This is a genomic window from Ruegeria sp. YKSF070 (assembly GCF_059612725.1).
In genome coordinates, this window is the sequence record NZ_JBXWRD010000064.1 from 1 (window position 1) to 22,667 (window position 22,667).

Here is a 22,667-nt window from a genome sequence, read left to right on the forward strand (position 1 = left end):
CATGTTGGTCCGGCCCGGAGTGTCGGGCAGGTTGAAGAAGCTCAACATGTCATTGCCCGGACCACCATCGACCGTATCCGAACCGCCACCGGGAGAGATCCAGTCAGCGCCGTCCAGACCGTTGATGATCTCGGTCGCCGTTGTGCCATCCACCGACTCGCCAGCGGCGGTGCCATTGATGGTACTGGGGATGGTTCCGGCCAGCGCCGCCGCCTGAGTCAGAGTCAGGGTACCGTCATTGAACTCGACGAATTCGATATCCGATCCCAGGAAATCGACCCCCTGGCTCGAAGTCAGCTGAACACCTCCGGTCACGTTCTGGCCCGACACGAATTGCTGTGACACGTTCAGGATTGCGGTGTCGTTGCCATCGCCCCCCGTCATCGAGTCGTCGCCCAGACCGCCGATCAGCGTGTCGTCGCCTCCGCCGCCTTCGAGCGTGTCATTGTCGGCGCCACCATCCAGCAGGTTGCCGCCGCTGTCTCCATAGATGTAATCATCGTAGTTAGACCCGACGACGTTCTCGATGGAGGTGAAGGTGTCGTTTGCCGCGTCTTCGTAGGTCCCGCGCGAACGCAGGTCGAGATTAACCCTGCCGAGGGATGTCACATAGCTGGCGGTATCAATCCCTGATCCGCCATTCAGATCATCAGCACCCGCGCCCCCGATCAGGGTATCGTGGCCGTTGTGGCCGCGCAGGCGATCGTTGCCCGCCCCGCCATCGATCAGGTTTGCACCAATGTCACCATAGACATAATCGTCGAAATTTGAGCCTTTGATATTCTCAATGGAGTCAAAGGTGTCACCTGCCGCATCACCGGTCATGCCGCCAGACCTTAGATCAAGACTGACCGCCGCCATAGCAAAGGCGTAGCTAGCCGCATCCGCTCCCGCTCCACCGTACAGATCATCCGAACCCGCACCGCCAAGCAGCGTGTCATTTCCACCGTCACCGCGCAGAGTATCATTACCTGCGTCGCCTCGGATGAGGTCCGCGCCGTTGCCCCCGAAAAGAACATCATTTCCGGAACCACCTCGGATATGATCTCTGAACACAGACCCTATGATCGTCGAATTGCTGGACCCGGCGATGATCTCTGTCAAATCACCGGTTTGGTTCCAACCTTCATAGCTAACATAGCTGGGAAGGGTCAGTGTGCTCTGACCCTCGATGTGAATGACCAAATGCTCTGTGCTGGTATCGCCGCCGATTCCGTCAATCCACCCGCTGGGCCCAAATCCCTGAATCTGCGCTGCCGTTACGATTACCGTTCGGCTAGTCCCATCGGGAAGGGACCCGAATTCGATTTCTTCAATTTCTCTTATGATATGCGTGCGTAGGTCATGCACAACATTCCCGCTACCACCCGCCAATAGGAGGGTGTCGTGACCGGTGCCACCATCATAAGTTTCCTGTCCCGTGTCCTGTCCGAAACTGATGACAAACCTGTCCACCCCGGTACCGCCGAACAGACTATCGCGCCCGCCGCCGGGCCGAAGTGTATCGTTGCCGCCTCCGCCGCTCAGGAAGTCATTGCCTGTGTCCGAGACAAGGCGGTCATTGCCGATTCCCTCAACAAGGGACATGTCTTGCGCGCCATCAGCGATCATCAAAAGATCATCTGTAGCAGCGCTGGCGTCGATGATCTCCTGCGCGATGTCGGTGACATTTAGCGTGAATGTCCGACTGCCTGACAGCAACTCGATGGTCCCTGTTTCTGTGGCAGTCACCCGGTCCACCATGGTAATTCCTAGAAAATCAAATACTTAAGTGGCGCCCCCCCCTTGGGGCAGGGTTGCGCGCCTTCACATGGTGGATAATGGCCGGCGAAGCGGATGTTCAGGCTCCGAGATTGTCGATTTTCACCACTAGAACAAGATCGTCCCGACAAGGGCGGTGGCTGAGAACAAGGGATCGGGGCGAAGGTTGTATCTGATTGCGCCGCGTTTCCCGTTTTTGAGCCGACCGAAGACGACCTTAATGCGGTAACGCCGATTGTAACGTGGAATGCCTTAATCGACTGTATTCTTGCACGGGTTTCGGTCCGGAAAGCGGGCCTTTATCCTCTTGTCGCGCCAATGCTTCCAACGATTGTACAGGTTATTGGCCGGCGAGATACTCTGCTTTTCGTTCAGGTTTGCGTGCCCCACCTGACTTATGCCAACAGCCTGGAATCAATAGGTCTGGAACATGGGTTCCTGGATGTTGTCGCCTTCGTTCCATTGGCCCGGAGCCTCTCCCTTTCCGACCTGTTCGACAAGTCCGGCGAACCGGCCTAACATCGATGCATGCGCCGTGCCGTGTTTGCCATCTGCCTTGCCTATGCCCTGCTCTATGGCGGGGCTTGGATATCAACCGTCAATGCCTCGCTGGATGCGGCGGGGCGCGGGATGGCGTTGGGATTTTTGACCATTGGCATGGGCACCACGGCAATCTTTGCGATGCCGGCGCTGATCCTGGCGATTTCGAACCGGGCGCTCAACTGGGCGCTGGGATTGTCGCTGGTGCCGGCGGCCCTGTTGCTGGTGGTCATGGCGATGGGGGTGGTTTGAGGTCGGTTCAGGCGCGGTAGAACAGGTAGCGTTCGGGCGGGATGCTGTCGGGGGCGGCGATGGCTGTGAACCCGACCAGCGGCTGACCCGAGATGATCAGGCCACCGGGTACCATGACGCGGGCGATCAGCGGGCTGAGGCGTGCGGCTTCGGCCACGTCATCGGCCTTGATCCCCATGCCGAAATCGTAATGGGCCAGAACGATCGGGGCGCCCTCGGTCGCGAGACGTTCCAGCATAGGTTCCGCCTCGCCCATCAGGAAATCCGCTTTGGGCGGGGTGCACGAGGGGTGGCATTGCAGCACCCGGTCCATCACCCGGATGCGCCGGTCGGGCAGGATCTCGCGCAGGTGGTCATAGGTGCGCCCGTTGCCCAGACCCATATCGAGCACCTCACCGGGCATGTCGGCAATCTGCTGGGCGGCCCAGTTCAGCCCGTCTCGCTGAGCGGTCAGGCGGCGCAGCATCGAATCCAGTCGGCTCATCGGTCGGTCTCCTCGGCGGGCATGGTCCAGGGTTGGCACGGGCCGGCCAACAGCCGCGCCAACAGCGCCCCGGAGAACTGCCAGATTTCGTCGTCATGCACCAGATGGTGGGTCAGGATGCCAAAGGGCTCGGTGGCATCGGCGCGACCCTCGCGCCGATCCGCCAGCAGCGTGGCGGTCTGGGCGATCAGGGGCTGCGGCGCCACCAGGCCGCGGCTGCCGCGCCAGTCGATCGGGTCGAGATGGGTGTTGACCTGCGCCAGCCCCGGCGCAGCCATCGGGCTGCGGCGCGGGGTTGCGGTGGACAGCGCGCGAAAGCCCTGCGCGGGCAGGCCGGCGGTGACCTCGGGCGCGATCCGGTTCCAGGGCGGCACGAACATCGGCCGCAACGCGTCGCCGAACAGCGCCTGCAACCGCGCCTTGCCTTGCCTGGCCTCGGCCAGGATCTCGGGGACTGGGCGGTGGGCGCGAAACTCGGCCTTCTTTTCGGTTGTGGGGGCGTGGTTCTGGTGTGCCCAGCCATGCACGACCGGGACCAGATGCGGATGCGCGGCGACGTGGTCGGCCAGCGCGGTTTCGGCCCCGGCGGGGATCACCGCCAGATGCACGGGCAGGTCCAGGTCCTCGGCCAGCGCGGTCAGCCGGTTCAGCTGTGGGGTCGTGCTCACCGCGTCATCGTCGCGCCACCAGAGCGGCAGGGTAAGCCCCTCGGCCGCCCATTGCGCCAGTTCGGCATCGAGCGGGGTCCAGTCCGGGGTCATCGCGCCGCCTCCATCATCTCGACCATGCGCACCGTCTCTGCCGCGCCGTCAAAGCGCAAGGTGGTCGTGTCGCGGCGCGGGTCGCGCATCACCTGTTGCAAGGCCCGGATCAGGGTTTCGGGGGTCAGCTCGGCGCTGGTCACCGTGGCAAAGCCGGGCAGGGCGGCCAGGGCGCGGGCGCGCAGGCCCTGTTCGACCTCCTTGCCCGCGTCAAAGGGGATCAGCACGGCGGGGGTGCCAGCTTGCAGCAGGTCCAGCGCGGTGTTGTAGCCGCACATGCTGACCGAGGCGGCGGCATGGCTCAGCATGGCGCGAAAATCGGGGCGCGCGGGTTCCACCGTGACCGGGGCATCGCCCGCCTGCGCTTGCAATGCGGCCACCTCGGCGCCAGCCTGCGTGCCCCCCACCAGCAGCCGCCAGCGTTGGTCGGGCATCCGGCGCGCGGCCTCCAGCGCGACCCGGAACAGCGGTCCGCCGACGGCGCCTCCACCAGCGCTGACAAGGATCTCTCCCGCCCCTATGCGATTCGGGTGCGGTTCGGTGGGGGGCGGCGCCACATAGCCGGTGTAGCGCAGTTTGCCTGCCAGCGTGGCGCTGACCGGCCAGCTTGTGTCAAGCCGCGTGACTGTAGGGTCGGAATGGACCAGCACCGCGTCATAGGCCTCGGCGATCACCCAATCGGTTGCTTCGGCCTTGGCCGGTTTCGCGGGCGGGGCAAGGATGTCGCGGATCGAACTCAACACCAGCGGCGGATGCGGCAGCGCCCGCGTGGCGGCCAGCAGTGCGCGGAACTCTTCCCCTAAGCTGCGGCGGCCAAAGGGGTAAAGCTCGGTGATCAGTACATCGGGGGAAAAGGCGGTGAGTGCCTCCAGCAGCGCCGCCTGCCGCGTGGTGTGAAAGCCTGCGTCAGCCTCGGCCCCTGTCTCGGTCAGAAGGCGGGCGAAATCCACCCCGTCCGAGCGGAGCGCGGGCAGTTGCACGAGTTCCAGCCCCGCCGGGTCGAGCTGTGGGGCGGGCATCCCGCCCGAGACCAGCCGCACCTGATGCCCGGTGGCGGCAAAGGCGCGGCCCAGTGTCAGCGCCCGGCTCAGATGGCCGGTGCCCAACAGATGGGTAACGACGATCATCACCTTCATGCCAGCGCCTCGCGCGGGATCAGGCGCACCGGCTCGCCCAGCGGCGCCAACGGGTCGAGCGAGACGACAAAGAGCCGGTTGCGCTTGACCTTGAAGGGCGGGATGCCGTCGAAATTCCAGCCATGGGCGCGGGCCAGAATGACCCGCATGATGCCGATATGGCAGACCGCGACGCTGTCGCCGGTCAGCCCGGCCAGCCAGGGTTCGATCCGGGCCCACAGCTCGGCCGGGCTTTCCCCCGCGGGCGGGCGGAAATCCCAGCCCCAGTCCTCGATATGCCGATAGCCGCTGCCGGGGGTATCCAGCAGGTCTTGTCCGCGCTGCCCCTCCCAATTGCCCCAGTTCATCTCGGTCAGCGAAGGCACGGTGCGGGGCGCGCGCCCGGCCACCAGCTCGGCGGTTTCCACCGCCCGCGAGAGCGGGCTGGACCAGAGCGTCGCGCGATCCCAGGGCGTGGGCAGGGCCAGCGCGCCCAGGTCGTGCCGCGCGGTTTCATCCAGCGGGATGTCGCTGCGGCCCTGGATGCGGCCGGCGCGGTTCCAGTCGGTGTGACCATGGCGCAGAAGGGCAAGGCGTCTCATCGGGCGGTCTCCATCAGCGGTGTCACCGCGCCCCAGAACACCGCCGCCGCAGCGGCAGGCAGGTGCCGGGCGGAGATACGGTCACGGGCTTCGCTGCCGATCCGCTGGCGCATGTCGGGATCGGCGCGCAGGCAGTCGATCATTTCGGCCAGCGCTTCGGGTCCTGCCTCGGGTGCGGGATAGGCGGGGCCGGGCAGCAGCACGTCGCGCACGCCGGGCCTGTCCTGCGCCACCACCGGAAGGCCGGCGGCCTGTGCCTCTAGATAGACCATGCCAAAAGCCTCGTTCACGCCGGGCCAGAAGAACAGCGAGGATCGGCCATAGGCGGCCTGCAATCCGGCCCGATCAAGCTGGCCCAGAAACCGCACTCGCGCGCCAAAGGGCGCCATCAGCGCCGCGACCTCGGCCCGGGCGGGGCCATCGCCCGCGATATCGAGCTGCCAGTCGCCGCCCAGATGCGCCAGCGTTTCCGCGATCAGCCGGTACGAGGCAAGCTTGTCGCCGGGCCGCATCATACCGGCGCTCAGCATCGGGCCGTCGCATGCCGCGCGTGGCGGCAGGGTATCGTCGGGCAGAAAGGGTGGAAGTTCGACCAGCGCTTGATTGCCGAACCGTTCCCGCTCCAGCGTGATCAGGTCATTGGCAGTGAGGTAGAAGATCACGCGCGCCGCATCGCAGGCATCATGCGCCGCCTGCGCAAACCCGGCCCATGGGCCGGTCAGGCGGCTGGTGGCGCGGGTGCTTTCGATCTGCACATAGGGCATGGCGCGAGCGGCACAGACTGCCGGGCCGATCAGGTCGGGCGCCTTGTAATAGTTGTGATAGGTCACCCACAGGGCGCTATCGCCGGGCAGGTCACGGATCAGCCGCTGAACCTCGTCCGTCGCGCCCGCGCGCAACCGGGTCTGCGCCCCGGCATCGCCCTGCTTGTCGAGGCTCTTGAACTCCGAGACCAGATCAACCGGCAGGCCGCGCCCGGCGATCATCGCCCGCAGGCTGCGCGCCAGTTCGCGGTCGCCCGAGGGCACCGGGCTGTCGGGCGATTTCATCGGCGCGTAAAAGGCGATGCGGGCCATTTTCAACCCCCGGCGCAGAGGGCGGTCAGCCGGTTGGACAGATGGGCGATGCCGGGAGCCATGGTGAATTCCGACAGCAGGCGCCCGCGCGCGGCTGCGGCCATGCGGGCAGCGTGTACAGGGTCGGCGGCCAGTGTGGCCATGGCGCTTGCCAGCGCCTCGGGCGCATCGTCCGACAGGGTGCCATGGGTCCCGTCGGTGATGAATTCCGGGATCGCCGAAACCGGGGTCGACAGGATCGGCAGCGATTGCGAGGCCGCCTCCATCAGCACATTGGGCAGGCCGTCGCGGTCGCCATCGGCGGCGATCCGGCTGGGCAGGACAAAAAGGTCGGCGGCGCGCATGGCTGCGATTACCTCGGGCTGATCGCAGGCACCGCGCCAGGTGATCCGCTCTGCGACCCCGAGCGCCTCTGCCTGCGCGGTCAGGGCGGCGCGGTCGCCGCCGCCGCCGATATGGGTCCAGTGCCAGTCCAGATCGGGCGGCAAGAGGCCAAAGGCGGCGATCAGCCGGTCAAAGCCCTTCTTCTCCACCAGCCGCCCCACCGACAGCATCGCCAGCGGGGCACTCACCGCGCGCGGGCTGTGCGCGGGCGGGTCGGGAAAGCGGGCCAGATCAAGCCCGTGATAGACCAGATCGACACGCCCCGGATCATCGGCCAAGCCGCGCAGATGCGCGGCGCCCACAGCCGTGCAGGTCGCACCAAATGCCGCGCCATGGCTGGCGGCGCTCAGCTTTTCGGCCTTTTCCCAGTCGGGCGAGGTCCAGATATCCTTGGCATGGGCCGAAAAGCTCCACGGCAGACCGCGCATGATCGCGGCATAGCGCGCGACCGAGGCGGGGGTATGCAGGAAATGCGCGTAAAGCCCCCGGGTCGAGGCGGGCAGTTCGGCGGCCATCACGCAGGCCTGTCCGAACCGGCGGATGCGGTTCTTTGTGCGGTCGCGGGCCAGATCGGCGCGCCAGACCCGATAGGCCTCGGCGTAGCCGGGCAGGGCCTGCGCCGCAGCGCGCGCGCGCCAGACCCGTTCCGGTTCCTGCCACAGATATTCCGGCAGATAACGCACCCGCGCGCGCAACCGTTCGTGCAGGGGGTGGCGTTTCACATCGGTCGGATGACGCAGCGACCAGATGTCGAAATCGTGGCCCGCCTCCTCCAGCGCCACCAGTTCCTGCGCGATGAAGGTTTCGGACAGGCGCGGCCAGCCCTTGACCACGACGGCCAGTTTCGGTTTGTCTGAGGTCATTCCGCCGCCTGGTGGCTGGTCTTGCTCAGCAGCGCGCGGACCCGGCGGGTGACATGGTCGAGTCCGTCCAGCAGACCCTCGCCGATGGCCTGGCTGGGCAGCGGCTGGTTGGGCAGGTTGCGAATGGCCTGGATCATGGTCTCGGGCGTCAGCCCGTCGCGGCTCTCCTCCAGCATCCGTACCAAGCCCAGCTCTTCGGCGCGGCTGGCGCGGATCCACTGTTCCAGCCGCGGTACGGTACGGGGCACGATCACCGCGCGCTGGTCAAATGACAGTACCTCGCAGAACGTGTTGTAGCCGCCCATGCAGACCACGCCGGCGGCGCCGGCAAAGAGTGTCTCGATCTCGCTTTCGAACCCGACCGCGGTCACCCGCCCGTTCAGCGCCGCCACGCGCCGTTCGAACTCGGCGCGGGTGTCGCCCGACAGGAAGGGGCCATAGACCAGCACCGCGCGTGGCGACAGGGTCGGGTCCTGCTCATAGGCGGACAGGACCAGGTTGACCATCGCCTCTCCATCGCCACCGCCACCGGGGGTGATCAGCACATAGGGTTGTTGCGGCGGGGTGCCCACCGGCCCCAGATCGCGGCGCAGATAGCCGGTCCAGTGCATGCGCGCCTGCGCTTCGGGGCTGAGGGGCAGGCCCGCCGTCGGGTCATAGACCGAGCGCAGCCCATAGACCCAGATCTCGTCATAGAAGCGTTCGGTCGCCGCCACCGCACCCTTGCGCGCCCATTCGGCGGCCAGCACCTCGGGCTCGTCCAGCACGTCGCGCAGGCCCAGCACCAGCCGGGCACGCCCGCGCCGTTGCAGACAGTCGAGCGTCGGCAGCAACTCGCCGCGAAAACCGGTCGGTTCCTTGTCGACGATCAGGATATCGGGGTCATAGCGCTCGGCCGCGCCGCGGATCAGGCCGCTGCGCAGGTCGGTCACCTCGTCGATGCCCATCCCCATCGTCTGCGAGGCATAAGAGCCGTCGGCGCGTTTGGTCACGCCGGGCAGGCGTACGTGGTCGACCCGGCGCGGAAAGGTGAAACGCCCCGCCACCGGAGACCCGGTCAGGATCAGCGCCGAGGCTGATGGATCAGCCTGAGTGATTGCCGCTGCCAGCGCGCGGCTGCGCCGAAGATGTCCCAGCCCGAACGTATCGTGGCTGTACAGCATCACCCGCGCTGCGCGGCTGGTTTCGACTGTCCTGCTCTCGCCCTGCATCGCTGCCGTCTATAGCCTTAGATCCGCGTCGGATTTGGAGAAAATGCCCTTGATATCATAGAGGACTGCACCCGGCAGGCCAAAGGTCCGAATGGACGCAGCCCCCAACTCGACAAACTGCCGATGCGCCACCGCAACAACAATCGCGTCATAGACACCTGTCTGCGGTTCCGAAACCGGAGTGACACCATATTCACGGGTCATCGCCTCGGGGTCAACCCAAGGATCGTAGACCTCGGTCGCAACAGAAAACTCAGCCAGTTCCGACAGGATGTCGGCCACCCGCGTGTTGCGGATGTCGGCGCAGTTCTCCTTGAAGGTAAAGCCCATCACCAGCACCCGCGCCCGGCCCGGGTCGATGCGGCGGGCGATCAATGCCTTGATCAGCTGCTGCGCCACATGGCGGCCCATGTTGTCGTTGATACGCCGTCCCGCAAGGATCACCTCGGGGTGATAGCCGCTCTGCTCGGCCCGGTAGGTCAGGTAATAGGGGTCGACCCCGATACAGTGACCGCCCACCAGCCCCGGCTTGAATGGCAGGAAGTTCCATTTGGTCCCGGCGGCCTCCAGCACTTCGAGCGTGTCGAGGCCCAGCCGCGAGAAGATCAGCGAGAATTCGTTGACCAGGGCGATGTTCAGGTCGCGCTGGGTATTTTCGATCACCTTGGCGGCCTCGGCGGTGCGGATCGAGCTGGCCCTGTGCACGCCGGCCTTGACCACCGGGGCATAGATGGCGGCGACGCGGTCCAGCGTCTCGGCATCCTGGGTCGAAACGATCTTGACCACATTCTCCATCGAATGTTCAGCATCGCCGGGGTTCACTCGCTCGGGCGAATAGGCCAGCTTGATCTGGGAATAGAGTTCCAGCCCGCTGCCCTCGACCAGAACCGGGCCGCAGATCTCTTCGGTCACGCCGGGGTAGACGGTGCTTTCGACAATCACCATGTCACCCGGTGCCAGATGCGGCGCGATCATCCGGCAGGCACCCTTGAGCGGTTCCAGGTCGGGGGTCTTGGCGTCGTTGATCGGGGTGGGCACACCGATGATGTAGACGGTACAGGCTGCCAGATCGGCCGGATCGCAGGAAAACCGCGCCCGCGTCTCGCGCAACGAGCGTTCCGAAACCTCGCCGTTGCGGTCGTGGCCACGGCCCAGCGCGCTGATATGCCCGGCGTCGGTGTCAAAGCCCAGCGTCTGGAACCCGGCCCGCGCCAGACCCAGCGGCAGGCCGACATAGCCCAGCCCAAGCACGGCGATCCGGTCCTGATCCGTTTGGCGCGACATGGCTTGCGTTCCCGATCTTGCGTGTTTCGTCGTGCGACCGGGCAGAACAACCCTTTGCCGCCATCCGGTATCCTGGCCCGCAGGCAGCACCGTACTAGTCAAATCCCGCCGCCTTGGAAACACGATTCTGCGGTGCCGCCGGGGCAGTCTCCTCGCGGCGGACCACACTTGCCATTTGAATGCACACCGCTGCTTCGATACGCTGCCCCGAAGCGTAACACCCGCACAGGTTTTTTGATGATCGCAGTCTTTCGCCTTTTCTTCGCCTGTCTCGGCCTGATCCTCTGCCTGTCGTCCCCTTTGGCGGCGCAGGTATCGCTCTATCCCGGGGTCGGCGGTAGCTCGGAGGAGGCCGCAAGCGGGGACCTTGCCGAGGCCATTCGCGCCGCGTCCGAGGCGGGGGCCTCGGTCATCGTGATCGACAGCGCCGGCCGGGTCGCCGCAACCGGCACCGACCCGGCGGCGGAGGGAACCGCGCCCGTCGATCCGATGGGCGAGTCGTCGCAGCTGATGAAGGCGCAGGAAAAGGTGGCCGATTTCGTCGGCGCGTTGCGCTCGCGGCTCGAAGCGCTGCCCTATTCCATCTTCGAGGTGCAGTACATCCTGCGCCAGACCAGCCCCGACGGGCGGATTGCGACCTATGCCGAGGTGCTGGCCATCAACCTTGTGCTGTTGCTGATCGGTCGATGGCTGTCGATCGAGATTTACGGCAAGCGTATAGCCCGCCGATATGTGGTGTCACGCATCCGCGAAGCGCCGCGCGGCTATCGGGAAAAGATGCCGTTCCTGGTGTTTCGCTTCGTGATGGGGTTGACCGCGACTGTGGTCGCCATGGTCTTTGCCTTCATCATCGGCTTTCTGGTCTTTGGCCGGATGCAGGATCTGTCGATCCAGTTCACCGTCACCGCCATCTTTACCGCCTTCTTCCTTGCCCGGACTGCCTCGGATCTGTGGCGTATGGTACTGTCACCCTATCTCAGCCAGTACCGGCTGCCGCCCTTTTCCGACCGCGACGCCAAGCGGCTGTATCTCTGGGCCTCGGTGCTGGCGACCTACGATATCTCAAGCGAGCTGTTTTCGACCTGGGTTGCGGATTTCGGCCTGAACTACAACGTCTACGCCATGGTCTATGGCGTGCTGACCGGGATCGGCGCCCTTGGCAACGTGCTGATGGTTTTGTTCAACGGGCGCGCGATCTCGAACGCCATTCGTGGCGGGCGGACCAAGGAAGAGGTTTCGTGGTTGCTCCGGCTGGTTTCGGTCGCCTGGGCGCCTGTGGTCGTGTTCTACATGGTTTTCGGCTGGCTCCAGCTGGCCTTTGATCTGGTCTTGGAGAGGCCGCTTCATATCCCGCTCATGGCCGGTACCTATGGCATCTTCATGTCGGTCGTGGTCGCCTATGGAGCGATGAATTACCTGCTCGAGCGCTACTTCGATCGCACCCGGCAGGTAAAGGAACTGAACGCGGCCCTGGCCGAGGCTGAAGCGGCGGAAAATCACCCGATGGCAGGAGCGGGCGCGCAGCGGCTCCACATCGCGACCTACGAGGACCTGGCCCGCCGTGTCGCTGGCATTCTGGCCTTTGTGGTGGGTACCTATGCGCTGGTTCTTATCTGGAATCCGGGGATGGACTGGACCGGCGAGCTGCCGCTCGACCGGGCTTTGGACGTTATGGTGATCATCTTCCTTGGTTACATCGTCTTTCACTTCTTCCGGATCTGGATCGACAGCAAGATTGCCGAAGAGACGGTGGATGTGCCCGAGGGAGAGCTGGGCGACGAGGGCGGCGGTACCAGCGCCAGTCGCCTGGCCACGCTGCTGCCGTTGTTTCGGGGCGCCATCCTGGCCGTTGTAGTCGTCTCGATCGTGCTTATCGCGCTGATGGAGGTGGGGATTAATGTCAGCCCGCTCTTTGCCGGTGCCGGTGTCGTCGGCCTGGCGGTGGGCTTCGGCTCGCAAACGCTGGTGCGGGATATCTTTTCGGGGGCGTTTTTCCTGCTCGATGATGCGTTTCGCAAGGGAGAGTATATCGACATCGGCGATGTGAAAGGCACGGTGGAGAAGATCTCGGTGCGCTCATTCCAGCTGCGCCACCATCTGGGTGCGCTGCACACGATCCCCTTTGGCGAGATCAAGGTTCTGACCAACTTTTCGCGCGACTGGGTGATCATGAAACTGCCGCTGCGGGTGACCTATGACACCGATGTGGAAAAGGTACGCAAGCTGATCAAGAACCTCGGGCAGGAGCTGCTCAGCGATCCGGTGATCGGGGACAATTTCATCCAGCCGCTGAAAAGCCAGGGGGTGATCGAGATGCAGGATTCGGCGATGATCATCCGGGTCAAGTTCATGACCAAGCCGGGGGATCAATGGCTGGTGCGCAAGCGGGTCTATCAGGACATACGTGAGCTTTTTGCCCGCGAAGGCATCAAGTTCGCCCATCGCGAGGTAACCGTGCGCCTGGCCGACGGCCAGGACGCCGCCAACATGACACCGCAGCAACGTGAAGCGGTGACAGGTGCGGTCCAGGCGGCCATCGACGAGGATGTACTGGACGACATGATGGATGACGACCGGTGAGGGAGAGACCAAGATTTTTCGTCGAAAAATCTTGGTCTGTCGGTTCGGAGATTTTTCGACGAAAAATCTCTGGTTTCGCGTATCTGTCGTTCAGCTATAGGGGTCGAGACTGTCGCGCAGGCCGTCGCCCAGGAAGTTGAACGCCAGCACCACCACTACGATTGGTAGCATCGGGATCGCGGTCCAGGGATAAAGCTCGATGCTGGCAAGGTTCTGCGCGTCGTTCAGCATCACCCCCCAGCTGACCGCGGGCGCCCGCAGGCCAAGCCCCAGGAAGCTGAGCGCGGTCTCGCCCAGGATCATCGCCGGAATCGACAGCGTGGCGCTGGCGATCAGGTGCGACATGAAGTTGGGCAGCAGATGCTTGCGGATGACGCGTCCCTTGCCGGCGCCCATCATCTCGGCGGCGCGCACATATTCCTCTTCGCGCAGCGACAGGAACTTGGCCCGGACCGAGCGCGCCAGCCCCGGCCAGTCGAGGATCCCCAGGATCACCGAGATGATGAAGAACACCGCCACCGGCGACCAGTTCGAGGGCACCGCCGCCGACAATGCCAGCCATAGCGGCAGTTCGGGAAGCGATCGCAGGATCTCGATCACCCGGTTGATCACCCAGTCCGTCTTGCCGCCCAGATAGCCCGCCAGAGAGCCAAAGAAGATACCCAGAACAAAGGACACCGAGATGCCGATCAGGCCCACGGTGAGCGACAGCTGCGCGCCATAGAGGATACGGCTGAACACGTCGCGGCCAAGCCGGTCGGATCCCCATAGGAACAGCGTCGCCCCCTCGGGCGCACAGAACAGGTGGGTGTCGCTCTCGATCAGCCCGGCCAGTTTGTAACTGTCGCCCTCGCAAAAGAACCGGATCCGCTGCGGGTTCTCGGTATCGGGGACAAAGGTCCATTGAAAGGTTTCCAAATCCGCCTCGGCGGTGATCGGATAGATGAACGGCCCAAGGAACTCGCCCTCATGCACCCAGTGCACGGCCTGTGGCGGAGCATAAAGGTGATCTGCGTTGCGGTAGTTGGGGGAATAGGGCGCGATGAACCCCATGAAGGGCAACAGCAGGTAGCTCAACAGCAGGAAAATACCCGAGATCAGACCCAGCTTGTGGGTGCGGAACTTGCGCCAGACCAACAGCCAGTTGGGCGCGTCCAGATCGCGCCGTTCCAGCTGTTGGATCGACTGCTGCGGATCATAGGGGGCGTCGTCGACATAGCGTCCGTCGGGAAGTTGGGTCATGCGTCGCGCCCCTCGTATCGAATGCGCGGGTCGAGCATGACCAGCAGGATATCGGAAATCATCGTCCCGATCAGCGTCAGCAACGCCACGAACATCAGAACAAAGCCCGACAGGAACATGTCCTGACTCTTGAGCGCGGTCAGCAGGGTCGGGCCGATGGTTTGCAGCCCCATCACCACCGAGACCAAAACCGAGCCCGACACCATCGAGGGCAGGAGGTTGCCGATATCGGCCACAAACGGGTTGAAGGCCACGCGCAACGGGTATTTGGCCAGCATCCGGCTGGGCGCCATGCCCTTGGCGATGGCGGTTTCCACATAGGGCTTGCCCAGTTCGTCCAGCATGTTGGCGCGCAGGCGCTGCATCATCGCCGAGGCGCCGGCAGTGCCGATCACGATGGTGGGCACGATCAGATGGACCAGAACTGACTGGATCTTGGCCCAGCTCATCGGTTGCCCTTCAAAGGCCGGGTCCATGAGACCGCCGATGGGGATATCCAGATATTTGCGCCCGTAATAATACAGGATCAGCGCCAGCAGAAAGTTCGGCGTCGCCAGTCCCAGATAACCGACAAAGGCCGAGGTATAATCAGCCCAGGTCCGCGCCTTGGCCGCCGCGATCACTCCCAGCGGCAGGGCGGTGGCATAGACGAAGACGATGGCCGCCATGTTCACCAGCACGGTCAGCCACAGGCTGTCGCCAACAATCTCCGAGACCGGCCGGTCAAATTCAAACGACCAGCCGAAATTGCCCTGGATCAGGCCGGAAAACCCGTGCGGGCCGGGCATGAAGCCCATCCAGATCATGTATTGTTCCCAGACAGGCCGGTCGAGCGCGTATTCCTTGCGCAGGAACTCGGCCTTGGCCACGCCAGCGGACTGGCCCGAGGCCTTGAGTTCGGCGATCTGGTTGGATAGGTAATCGCCCGGCGGCAGGTTGATGATGGCAAAGACCAGCACCGAGACCACAAGCAGGGTCATCAGCATGGTTCCGAACCGGTAAAATGCGTAGCGCAGGATTGCCATTCCGCCGATCCGTCAATCTTGAATAAAGAATTCGTCCATCCGGTGCACACCGAAATGCGCCCCCGGGTCCCAGGCCCACATGCCCTTTTTCGGCACGTTGCGCATCCGGGCCGACACCACGATGGGCTGCGGCGCCTCGGCGAGAAGGCCGATGCCATAGATCTGGTCGGCATGGATCGCCAGCATCTCGCTCCAGGCGGCGGCGCGGTCCTGATCGTTGCTGGCGCTCTCCCAATCGTGCAGCAGCTCCATCAACCGCTGCGCTTCGGGCAGGTCGGGCGCCTCACCTACCTGACCGGCGGTCTGATAATGCTGCCCCCATTTCGGCCAGGCCAGGAACACCTGATCGGTGGGCGCCAGATAGGCCGGCGAGGTATAGGCCTGGGGCAGGCCATTGTCCCAGCCGAACCAGACCGAGGCCATGGTGGTGCCCGCAAAGACCCGGTTGCGCAGGATGTCGCGATCCAGCGGGCGCATGACCAGCTTGACCCCGATCTCGCGCCAGGTATCGGTGACGATCTGAAGCGCGTTCTCGACCTCCTGCCGCTCGCCCGCCGTTTCGATCACCAGTTCCATCGGGCGGCCATCGGGCAGCAGGCGGATGCCTGAGCCGTCGCGCTTGTCCAGCCCGATCTCGTCCAGCAGCGCGTTGGCCTGCGCCACGTCATAGGCCGCCCAGGCGTCGCGGTGCTCCTGCTTGAAGAAGGGAGAGGCCGGTAGCACCGCCATGGCGCCGGGTTTGGCCAGCTTGAAATAAAGCGCCCGGTTGATCGCGTCGCGGTCGATTGCCAGCGACAGCGCCCTGCGCAAACGGGCATCGCGCAGCACCGCCCGCCAGCCGTCGTCATTGTGATTGAGGTTGGGATAGATCGCGATCTGCGAGGCGACGCCGGTCTGCCACAGATAGGTCTTGTAACCGCCATCGGCCTCGCCCTTCTTTAGGATCGAAGCGTCACGAAAGTCGAGCCCGCGGCCTTGAAGATCCACTTCGCCCGCGTTTGATTTTGCCGCAACAAGGCCGGGCGCCACGATTTCCATCTCGACGATATCGATATAGGGCAATTGCACCCCGCGCGCGTCGATCCGGTGGAAATAGGGGTTGCGCACGAAGTTGTGGCGGATCTTCTTGCCTTCGCTGGCATTGATCCACGGCTGCAAGGTCGGCAGCTGGGCATTGTCGAACTGGTACATGTTGTCCAGCTTGTTATGCAGCGCGGCCCAGCTCTTGACCCGGTTTTCGTCGACCGCAGCGGCCAGCGACGCAGCATCGGCATAATCCTGATGGAACTGTTTCAGGAAATGCGCAGGGCGATAGATGAAGGGCGGGCGCGCCTGCGCCAGCGATTGAAGGAAATTGGGGTTGGGCTTGTCCCATTCAAACACCACGGTCGTGGCATCGGGAAAGCTGACCCGGGGCGGCTGGCCTTCGATCAACAGGAAATCGGGAGGGCCTGCCGGGCTGAGCAGCGGATTGTTGGCCACATCCTTCCACCAGTACTCGAAATCGGCCGAGGTAAAGGGCGCACCGTCCGACCATTTGTGCCCCTTGCGCAGATGCAGGGTAAAGCGGCGGTCCTCTTCGGCCTCATAGGATTTCAGCAGATCGGGGACCAGATCGTATTTCTCGTCATAGCCGACCAGACGGGCATAGCCATAGACGACCATCTGGCGAATATCCTTGGACCGGGTGATCATGGTGCGCATCACCCCGCCCGGAGCGCCGAATTCGCGGCCCTTGGCCTCGAGATCGACGATCAGCGGTTCCTCTGGAATGCGTTGGTCGATGGGTGGCAGGTCGCCGGATTTCACCTCGGCCCCCCAAAAGATCGATTCCTGTAATGTCGGCACGGTTTCAGCGCGCAACGGTAATGCTCCGGCCAGAACCATGGTCAGGGCAAGCGCAAAAGTGCGTCGGGGCAATTCAAACATGGCAGCGTACCTTGTGTCCTGGCTCCATTTCCACCAGCGAGGGTATCACGGAGTCGGTGAAACGAAAGGCCTCGGCCCAACTGTCGGGCGCACCGGCGCCCAGGGCCACAAGCTTCAGATTGATCGGCCGGTCGATATCGGGTTCCGGCTGGGCGGCGATCAGCGCCTTGGTATAGGGGTGTTGGGGATTGTGGAACAATGTCTCGGGCGGGGCCTGTTCGACCACCAGCCCCTGACGCATCACCGCCACCTCGTCGGCGATCCGCGCCACGACCGCCAGATCGTGGCTGATGAAGAGGTAAGAGAGTCCCAGCCCCTCCTGCAACTCTTCCAGCAGGGTCAGGATCTGGTCCTGTACCGACACGTCCAGCGCCGAGGTCGGCTCGTCGCAGACGATCATCGCCGGGTCGAGCATCAGGGCGCGCGCCACCGACAGGCGCTGGCGCTGACCGCCGGAAAAGGCATGCGGATAGCGTTTGAGCATGTCGGCGTTCAGCCCCACCCGTTCCAGCGCTTCGGCGGCCTTGTCGCGCTGCTCGGCACGGGTGCCGATCCGGTGAATCTCCAGCGGTTCGGTCATTGCGTCCTGGATGCGCATGCGCGGGCTGAGCGAGCTGTAGGGGTCCTGGAACACCATCTGCGCCTGACGCTGGAACACGGTACGCTGGGCACGGCTCATGTCATGCACCGTCAGCGGCACGGCTTCTGGGCTGGCGCGGAACAGAACTTCGCCGCCGGGATCGGGCGGCTCGGCGCCCAGCGCGATGCGCGCCGCGGTGGTCTTGCCCGAGCCGCTTTCGCCCACGATCGCCAGCGTCTTGCCGCGGGCCAAGCGGAAGTCGACGCCCCGACAGGCATGAATCAGCTTGTCGGCCTGCCAACCCCGGCCAGAGCGCATGGTATAGGTCTTGGACACATCCTTCATCTCTAGGATCAGATCGTCCTGCGGCATCGGCAGGCCGACGGCTTGAACATCCGGAATCTCGGGCGCGGCATCGAACAGTTGCCGTGTATAGGGATGTGCCGGGTCCTTGAGCATGGCGGAGGCAGAGCCGCTTTCCATCACCCGGCCCTTATGCATCACCACCACCTGTTCGGCCATGTTGGCCACCACGCCCAGATCATGGGTCACCAGGATCAGCGCCATGCCGATTTCGCGCTGCAACTCCTTGATAAGCCCAAGAACCTGCGCTTGGGTGGTCACATCCAGTGCGGTGGTCGGTTCGTCCGCGATCAGCAGGTCGGGTTTCGCCACCATCGCCATGGCGATCATTGCCCGCTGCCGCATGCCACCCGACAATTCGAACGGATAGGAGTTGTAGGCGCGTTCGGGATCGGGAAACCCCACCCTCTCGAACTGTTCCAGCACCGTCTTGCGTGCCTGCCGCTCGCTGGCGCCGCGATGCAGCCACAGCACCTCGCTGACCTGGTTGCCGATCCGGTGCAGCGGTGAAAGCGAGCGCATCGGCTCCTGAAAGATCATCGAGATGCGGTTGCCGCGGATCGACCGCATCTGCCGCTCGCTGAGCTGGTTCAGGGCGAGCGGCCCGCCCTCGCCGTTCAGGGTGATCTGGCCGGAGCGGATTTGCGCCGCCTTGGGCAGGATGCGCAGCGCGGCCCGGCAGGTGATCGTCTTGCCCGAGCCGGATTCACCCACCAGCGCCAAAGTCTGCCCGGGCATCACCTCGAAACTGACGTCCCGCACCACGGGTTCGTCGCGACCAAAGCCGATGCTGAGGTTTTCGACAGACAACAAAGGGGTCATTCAGGTGTCCCACCCGACTGGCCAGAAAACGACATGATGCTATCAATACCCCCAACGGTCTTTATTGTTTTGCCTGCACTTTCGCGCGCCGGGCGCCGGTTCGTCAAACCTCAATTTCGCAAAGATGGCCGGGAAATCGAGATATTGCCGGTCTGATGGCTGTCAAAGCGGGACGGAATTTGGCATGAGGAGCAAAAGCGGAACCCTAAGCGGCGCCGCGCGGACAAGGGAATTTCAGAACATGAGCCAACCAGAGCAGAGCCGCCTTGACCTTTTCATCGACCGGATGGTGTCGCAACGGGCCTGTCTCGACCATGCCATCGCATTGACCGCCGAATTGCCCGGCCCGGTCTATGAACTGGGATTGGGCAACGGCCGCACCTATCACCACCTGCGACAGCATGTGCGGGGGCGCGAGATCTACGTGTTCGAACGCGCTGTCGCCTCACATCCGGATTCGACTCCGCCTCAGGCCCAGCTGATTCTGGGGGATATCCGCGAGACCCTGCCCGCCACGCTGGCGCGGTTCGGCGCCACGGCCAGCCTGATCCATGCCGATCTGGGGGGGCACAACCGGGAAAAGAACGACCGCTTCGCCCGCATAATCTCGCCTCTGATCGAACCGCATCTGGCGCAAGGCGGGCTGATGGTGTCGAGCGACCGGATGTATTTCGACGGTCTCGCAGAGCTGCCGCTGCCCTCCGGTGCGGTTGAGGGGCGGTGTTTCATCTATCGGCGCGGATGACGTCCGGGTGATGTGCCGCAGGGTCACGCCCGCGAACGGCTAGGCGCGCGGCGCGGTTGATGCCTAAGCTTGGTGCACGCTGCACCAGAGGATCCCGTCATGCTATTTTACGACTGTTCCACCGCGCCCAATCCGCGCCGCGCCCGCATGTTCATCGCCGAGAAGGGGCTGGAGATCGAAAGCCGCGATATCTCGATCGCGGCGGGCGAACAGTTGCAACCGGCTTTTCGGGCGGTGAACCCGCGCGCCACGATCCCGGTGCTGGTGACCGACGAGGGCACGGCTTTGACAGAGAATCTGGGCATCGCGGCCTATCTTGAGGCGCGCTTTCCGGAACCGCCGCTGATGGGGCGCACGGCCGATGAAAAGGGTCTGGTGATGATGTGGAACGCCATCGCCGAACAGCAGGGCGGCGCGCCTGTCGCCGAGGCGCTGCGCAACGGGCATCCGGCATTCAAGGACCGTGCCATTCCGGGCCCCGCCAACCATGCCCAGATCCCCGAACTGGCGCAGCGCGGGGTTGCGCGGGTTGCGCAGTTCTTTGACCTGCTCGAGGAGCGGTTGAGCACGAGTCCGTTCGTGGCCTGTGATCATTTCACGCTGGCCGATATCTCGACATTCGTGTTCGTGGACTTTGCCCGGGTGATCAAGATGCGCGTGCCCGAGGGCAACAGCGCAACCCAGGCCTGGTACGAAGCAATCAAGGCCCGCCCCAGCGCTCAGATCTGAGAACTTCCGTTTGGCAGGAGCCGGAAAACATATGTTTTCCGGGCCGTTTTCCGTCGCGGAAAACAGTGCCCGCCGAACGGTTCCGGGAACATTCCGGCCTCTGAGAATTTCGCTTAATCAGTACTGTACAGAAATGTCTAGACAGGTTTCCACGGTCGCACTAGCCTGTGTTCAGGAGCAAGGGAGGGTGGCATGAATTCCCATTACCGTGTTGTCGTCATCGGGGGCGGTGTTGTCGGCGCCTCGGTTCTCTATCACCTGGCGAAGCTTGGCTGGACCGATGTCTGCCTGATCGAGCGTAGCGTCCTGACTGCGGGATCAAGCTGGCATGCCGCGGGCGGCATCCATGCCTTGAATGCCGATCCCAACATGGCCGCGCTTCAGGCCTATACGATCGACCTGCTCAGCCAGATCGAGGCCGAAAGCGGCCAGAATATCGGCCTGCACATGACCGGTGGCCTGACCATGGCGGGTACACCCGACCGCTGGGAATGGCTGCAATCGGCCTATCGCGTGTTCCAGTCGATCGGGATCGAGGATTGCCGCCTTGTCACCCCCGAGGAAGCCTGTGCTCTGAACCCGATCATGTCGCCCGACGGATTGCTGGGCGGCATGTGGGCCGATCGCGAAGGTTATGTCGACACCACCGGCACGGTTCATGCCTATGCGGTCGCCGCCCGCAAGCGGGGGGCGCAGTATTTCGAACATACCAGGGTCGAGGCGCTCAACCAGACCGCCGAGGGCTGGGAGGTGGTCACCGACAAGGGCACCATCCGCTGCGAACATGTGGTCAATGCCGCCGGTCTTTGGGCCAAACAGGTGGGCCGCATGGCCGGGGTCGAGCTGCCGGTCAGCCCGCTCAAGCATCATTATCTGATTTCAGACACCATTCCGGCGCTGGAAAAGCTGGATTTCGAGGTGCCGATGACCGTCGACCTCGAAGGGTTCACCTATCTGCGGCAGGATCAAAAGGGCGTGCTGCTGGGGATTTATGAGATCGACCACGAACACTGGGCGATGGATGGGGCGCCCTGGGATTACGGGATGGAGCTGTTTCAGGAACAGACCGACCGGATCGAGCACGAACTGGTTTGCGGGTTCGAACGCTATCCCGCCTTGCAGGAGGTCGGCGTCAAGACCTGGGTCAACGGGGCCTTCACGTTCTCGCCCGATGGCAACCCGCTGGTGGGGCCGGTGCCGGGCAAGCGCGGATACTGGACCGCTTGTGCGGTTATGGCGGGCTTTCTCCAGGGCGGCGGCGTCGGCAAGACACTGGCCGAATGGATGATCCATGGCGAGCCCGAGGCCGATGCCTGGTGCATGGACGTGGCGCGCTATGGCGACTTTGCCCAGAACAAGCGCTACATCCGCGAAACGACAGGTCAGTTCTATTCGCGCCGTTTCGTGATGACCTATCCGAACGAGCAGCTGCCCGCCGGACGTCCGTTGAAAATGGCACCCGCCCATGATGCGATGACACAAGCGGGCTGCAAATGGGGTGTCAGCTGGGACCTCGAGGTGCCGCTTTACTTTGCGCCCCGGGGGTTCGAGGAAACCCCGACACTCAAACGCTCGAACGCGCATGACATCGTGGCCGAAGAATGCCGTGCGATCCGCGAAGGTGTCGGCCTGCTCGATATCACCGGTTTCTCTCGTTACGAGGTCTCGGGCCCGAATGCGCAGGTCTGGCTTGATCGGCTGATGGCCTCGAAACTGCCTGCGCCGGGGCGGGCCCGGCTGGCGCCGATGCTGGGTGAGACCGGGCGGCTCAAGGGCGATCTGACAGTGCTGAACTGGGGCGACGGTACCTGGTGGATCATGGGCAGCTATTATCTGCGGCAATGGCATATGCGCTGGTTCGACGATCACATGATCGACGGGGTCACGATTCGCGATCTGGGTGAAGAGGTTTGCGGCTTTGGCCTGGCCGGGCCGAAATCGCAGGCCGTGATCGAGAAACTGGCCGAACAGGATATCTCGGGCCTGGGCTTAATGGGGTGCGGCAACTTCGATATCGGATTGGTGCGCGCCCATGTTGCGCGTATGTCGGTGACCGGCGAAAAGGGGTATGAGATCAACTGCCGGATGGGCGATCACGTGACCCTTCGCCGGATGTTGCTCGAGGCGGGTGCCAGTGAAGGTATCCGCGAGGTCGGTTTCAATGCGCTCCTGTCGACCCGTCTGGAAAAGAGCTTTGGCATCTGGTCGCGCGAATTCACCCAAGGGTATACCCCTGGCATGACCGGGATGGATCGCTGGATCGACTGGTCCAAGGACTTCGTCGGAAAGGAGGCGGCGCTGGCCGAACGCGATGGCAAC

At 63.9% G+C, this 22,667-nt stretch carries 18 protein-coding genes; 5 read left to right on the forward strand and 13 right to left on the reverse strand.

Annotation, left to right across the window (positions count from 1 at the left end; genetic code table 11):
• The coding region (locus tag AC2FL1_RS20915; protein ID WP_496878198.1) for a calcium-binding protein at positions 1 to 1,743 on the reverse strand (1,743 nt) is incomplete at its 3' end.
• Between the two features lie 546 nt (positions 1,744 to 2,289).
• On the opposite strand from AC2FL1_RS20915, the gene AC2FL1_RS20920 reads away from it, so the two are divergent.
• Entirely contained in the window at positions 2,290 to 2,553 is a 264-nt protein-coding gene (locus AC2FL1_RS20920) for a hypothetical protein (RefSeq protein ID WP_496829553.1), read from the forward strand.
• Between the two features lie 7 nt (positions 2,554 to 2,560).
• Here the strand turns inward: AC2FL1_RS20920 and AC2FL1_RS20925 are convergent, their stop codons facing one another.
• Genes AC2FL1_RS20925 through AC2FL1_RS20960 form a run of 8 tightly spaced genes read right to left on the reverse strand, consistent with a single transcriptional unit; the run spans position 2,561 to position 10,333 of the window.
• Positions 2,561 to 3,037 (reverse strand): class I SAM-dependent methyltransferase, encoded by a 477-nt coding sequence (locus tag AC2FL1_RS20925; protein ID WP_496878199.1) that lies wholly within the window; start codon positions 3,035 to 3,037, stop codon positions 2,561 to 2,563.
• Positions 3,034 to 3,798, reverse strand: coding sequence for a polysaccharide deacetylase family protein (locus AC2FL1_RS20930; protein ID WP_496878200.1), 765 nt, complete (start codon positions 3,796 to 3,798; stop codon positions 3,034 to 3,036). Before AC2FL1_RS20930 ends, AC2FL1_RS20925 begins: the two co-directional genes overlap by 4 nt.
• Positions 3,795 to 4,934: a glycosyltransferase family protein gene (locus AC2FL1_RS20935; protein ID WP_496878201.1), complete on the reverse strand. Its 1,140-nt coding sequence runs from the start codon at positions 4,932 to 4,934 to the stop codon at positions 3,795 to 3,797. Before AC2FL1_RS20935 ends, AC2FL1_RS20930 begins: the two co-directional genes overlap by 4 nt.
• Positions 4,931 to 5,515 (reverse strand): histidine phosphatase family protein, encoded by a 585-nt coding sequence (locus tag AC2FL1_RS20940; RefSeq protein ID WP_496829546.1) that lies wholly within the window; start codon positions 5,513 to 5,515, stop codon positions 4,931 to 4,933. The genes AC2FL1_RS20935 and AC2FL1_RS20940 overlap by 4 nt, the downstream gene beginning before the upstream one ends.
• Positions 5,512 to 6,591 carry a glycosyltransferase family 4 protein gene (locus tag AC2FL1_RS20945; RefSeq protein WP_496878202.1) on the reverse strand — a complete coding sequence of 360 codons (1,080 nt, stop codon included), beginning with the start codon at positions 6,589 to 6,591 and terminating at the stop codon, positions 5,512 to 5,514. The genes AC2FL1_RS20940 and AC2FL1_RS20945 overlap by 4 nt, the downstream gene beginning before the upstream one ends.
• A gap of 2 nt (positions 6,592 to 6,593) precedes the next feature.
• A complete protein-coding gene (locus tag AC2FL1_RS20950) occupies positions 6,594 to 7,838 on the reverse strand; it encodes a glycosyltransferase family 4 protein (RefSeq protein WP_496878203.1) in 1,245 nt (414 codons plus the stop codon).
• A complete protein-coding gene (locus AC2FL1_RS20955; RefSeq protein WP_496829540.1) occupies positions 7,835 to 9,049 on the reverse strand; it encodes a glycosyltransferase family protein in 1,215 nt (404 codons plus the stop codon). The genes AC2FL1_RS20950 and AC2FL1_RS20955 overlap by 4 nt, the downstream gene beginning before the upstream one ends.
• A 9-nt stretch (positions 9,050 to 9,058) precedes the next feature.
• Positions 9,059 to 10,333, reverse strand: a complete 1,275-nt coding sequence (locus AC2FL1_RS20960; RefSeq protein WP_496878204.1) for a nucleotide sugar dehydrogenase — start codon at positions 10,331 to 10,333, stop codon at positions 9,059 to 9,061.
• A 237-nt stretch (positions 10,334 to 10,570) separates the two neighbouring features.
• Here AC2FL1_RS20960 and AC2FL1_RS20965 point away from each other — a divergent pair, with 237 nt between their 5' ends.
• Positions 10,571 to 12,913, forward strand: coding sequence for a mechanosensitive ion channel domain-containing protein (locus AC2FL1_RS20965; protein WP_496829536.1), 2,343 nt, complete (start codon positions 10,571 to 10,573; stop codon positions 12,911 to 12,913).
• A gap of 90 nt (positions 12,914 to 13,003) precedes the next feature.
• Here AC2FL1_RS20965 and AC2FL1_RS20970 read toward each other — a convergent pair whose 3' ends face one another.
• The 4 genes from AC2FL1_RS20970 to AC2FL1_RS20985 are packed head-to-tail and all read right to left on the reverse strand — an operon-like array spanning position 13,004 to position 18,874.
• On the reverse strand, positions 13,004 to 14,155 hold the full coding sequence (locus AC2FL1_RS20970; protein ID WP_496829534.1) for an ABC transporter permease: 1,152 nt from the start codon (positions 14,153 to 14,155) through the stop codon (positions 13,004 to 13,006).
• A complete protein-coding gene (locus AC2FL1_RS20975; protein WP_234221694.1) occupies positions 14,152 to 15,180 on the reverse strand; it encodes an ABC transporter permease in 1,029 nt (342 codons plus the stop codon). Before AC2FL1_RS20975 ends, AC2FL1_RS20970 begins: the two co-directional genes overlap by 4 nt.
• 12 nt (positions 15,181 to 15,192) lie before the next feature.
• Entirely contained in the window at positions 15,193 to 17,109 is a 1,917-nt protein-coding gene (locus AC2FL1_RS20980) for an ABC transporter substrate-binding protein (protein ID WP_496878205.1), read from the reverse strand.
• On the reverse strand, positions 17,102 to 18,874 hold the full coding sequence (locus AC2FL1_RS20985) for an ABC transporter ATP-binding protein (RefSeq protein ID WP_496878206.1): 1,773 nt from the start codon (positions 18,872 to 18,874) through the stop codon (positions 17,102 to 17,104). The genes AC2FL1_RS20980 and AC2FL1_RS20985 overlap by 8 nt, the downstream gene beginning before the upstream one ends.
• A gap of 241 nt (positions 18,875 to 19,115) precedes the next feature.
• Between AC2FL1_RS20985 and AC2FL1_RS20990 the strand changes: the two genes are divergently transcribed.
• The 3 genes from AC2FL1_RS20990 to AC2FL1_RS21000 all read left to right on the forward strand — a co-directional run.
• Complete coding sequence (locus tag AC2FL1_RS20990) at positions 19,116 to 19,619, forward strand: class I SAM-dependent methyltransferase (RefSeq protein ID WP_496878207.1); 504 nt, start codon at positions 19,116 to 19,118, stop codon at positions 19,617 to 19,619.
• Positions 19,620 to 19,718: 99 nt separating this feature from the next.
• Positions 19,719 to 20,348: a glutathione S-transferase gene (locus AC2FL1_RS20995; protein ID WP_496878208.1), complete on the forward strand. Its 630-nt coding sequence runs from the start codon at positions 19,719 to 19,721 to the stop codon at positions 20,346 to 20,348.
• A gap of 192 nt (positions 20,349 to 20,540) precedes the next feature.
• Positions 20,541 to 22,667: GcvT family protein (locus AC2FL1_RS21000; RefSeq protein ID WP_496878209.1), on the forward strand; the 2,127-nt coding region annotated here is incomplete at its 3' end.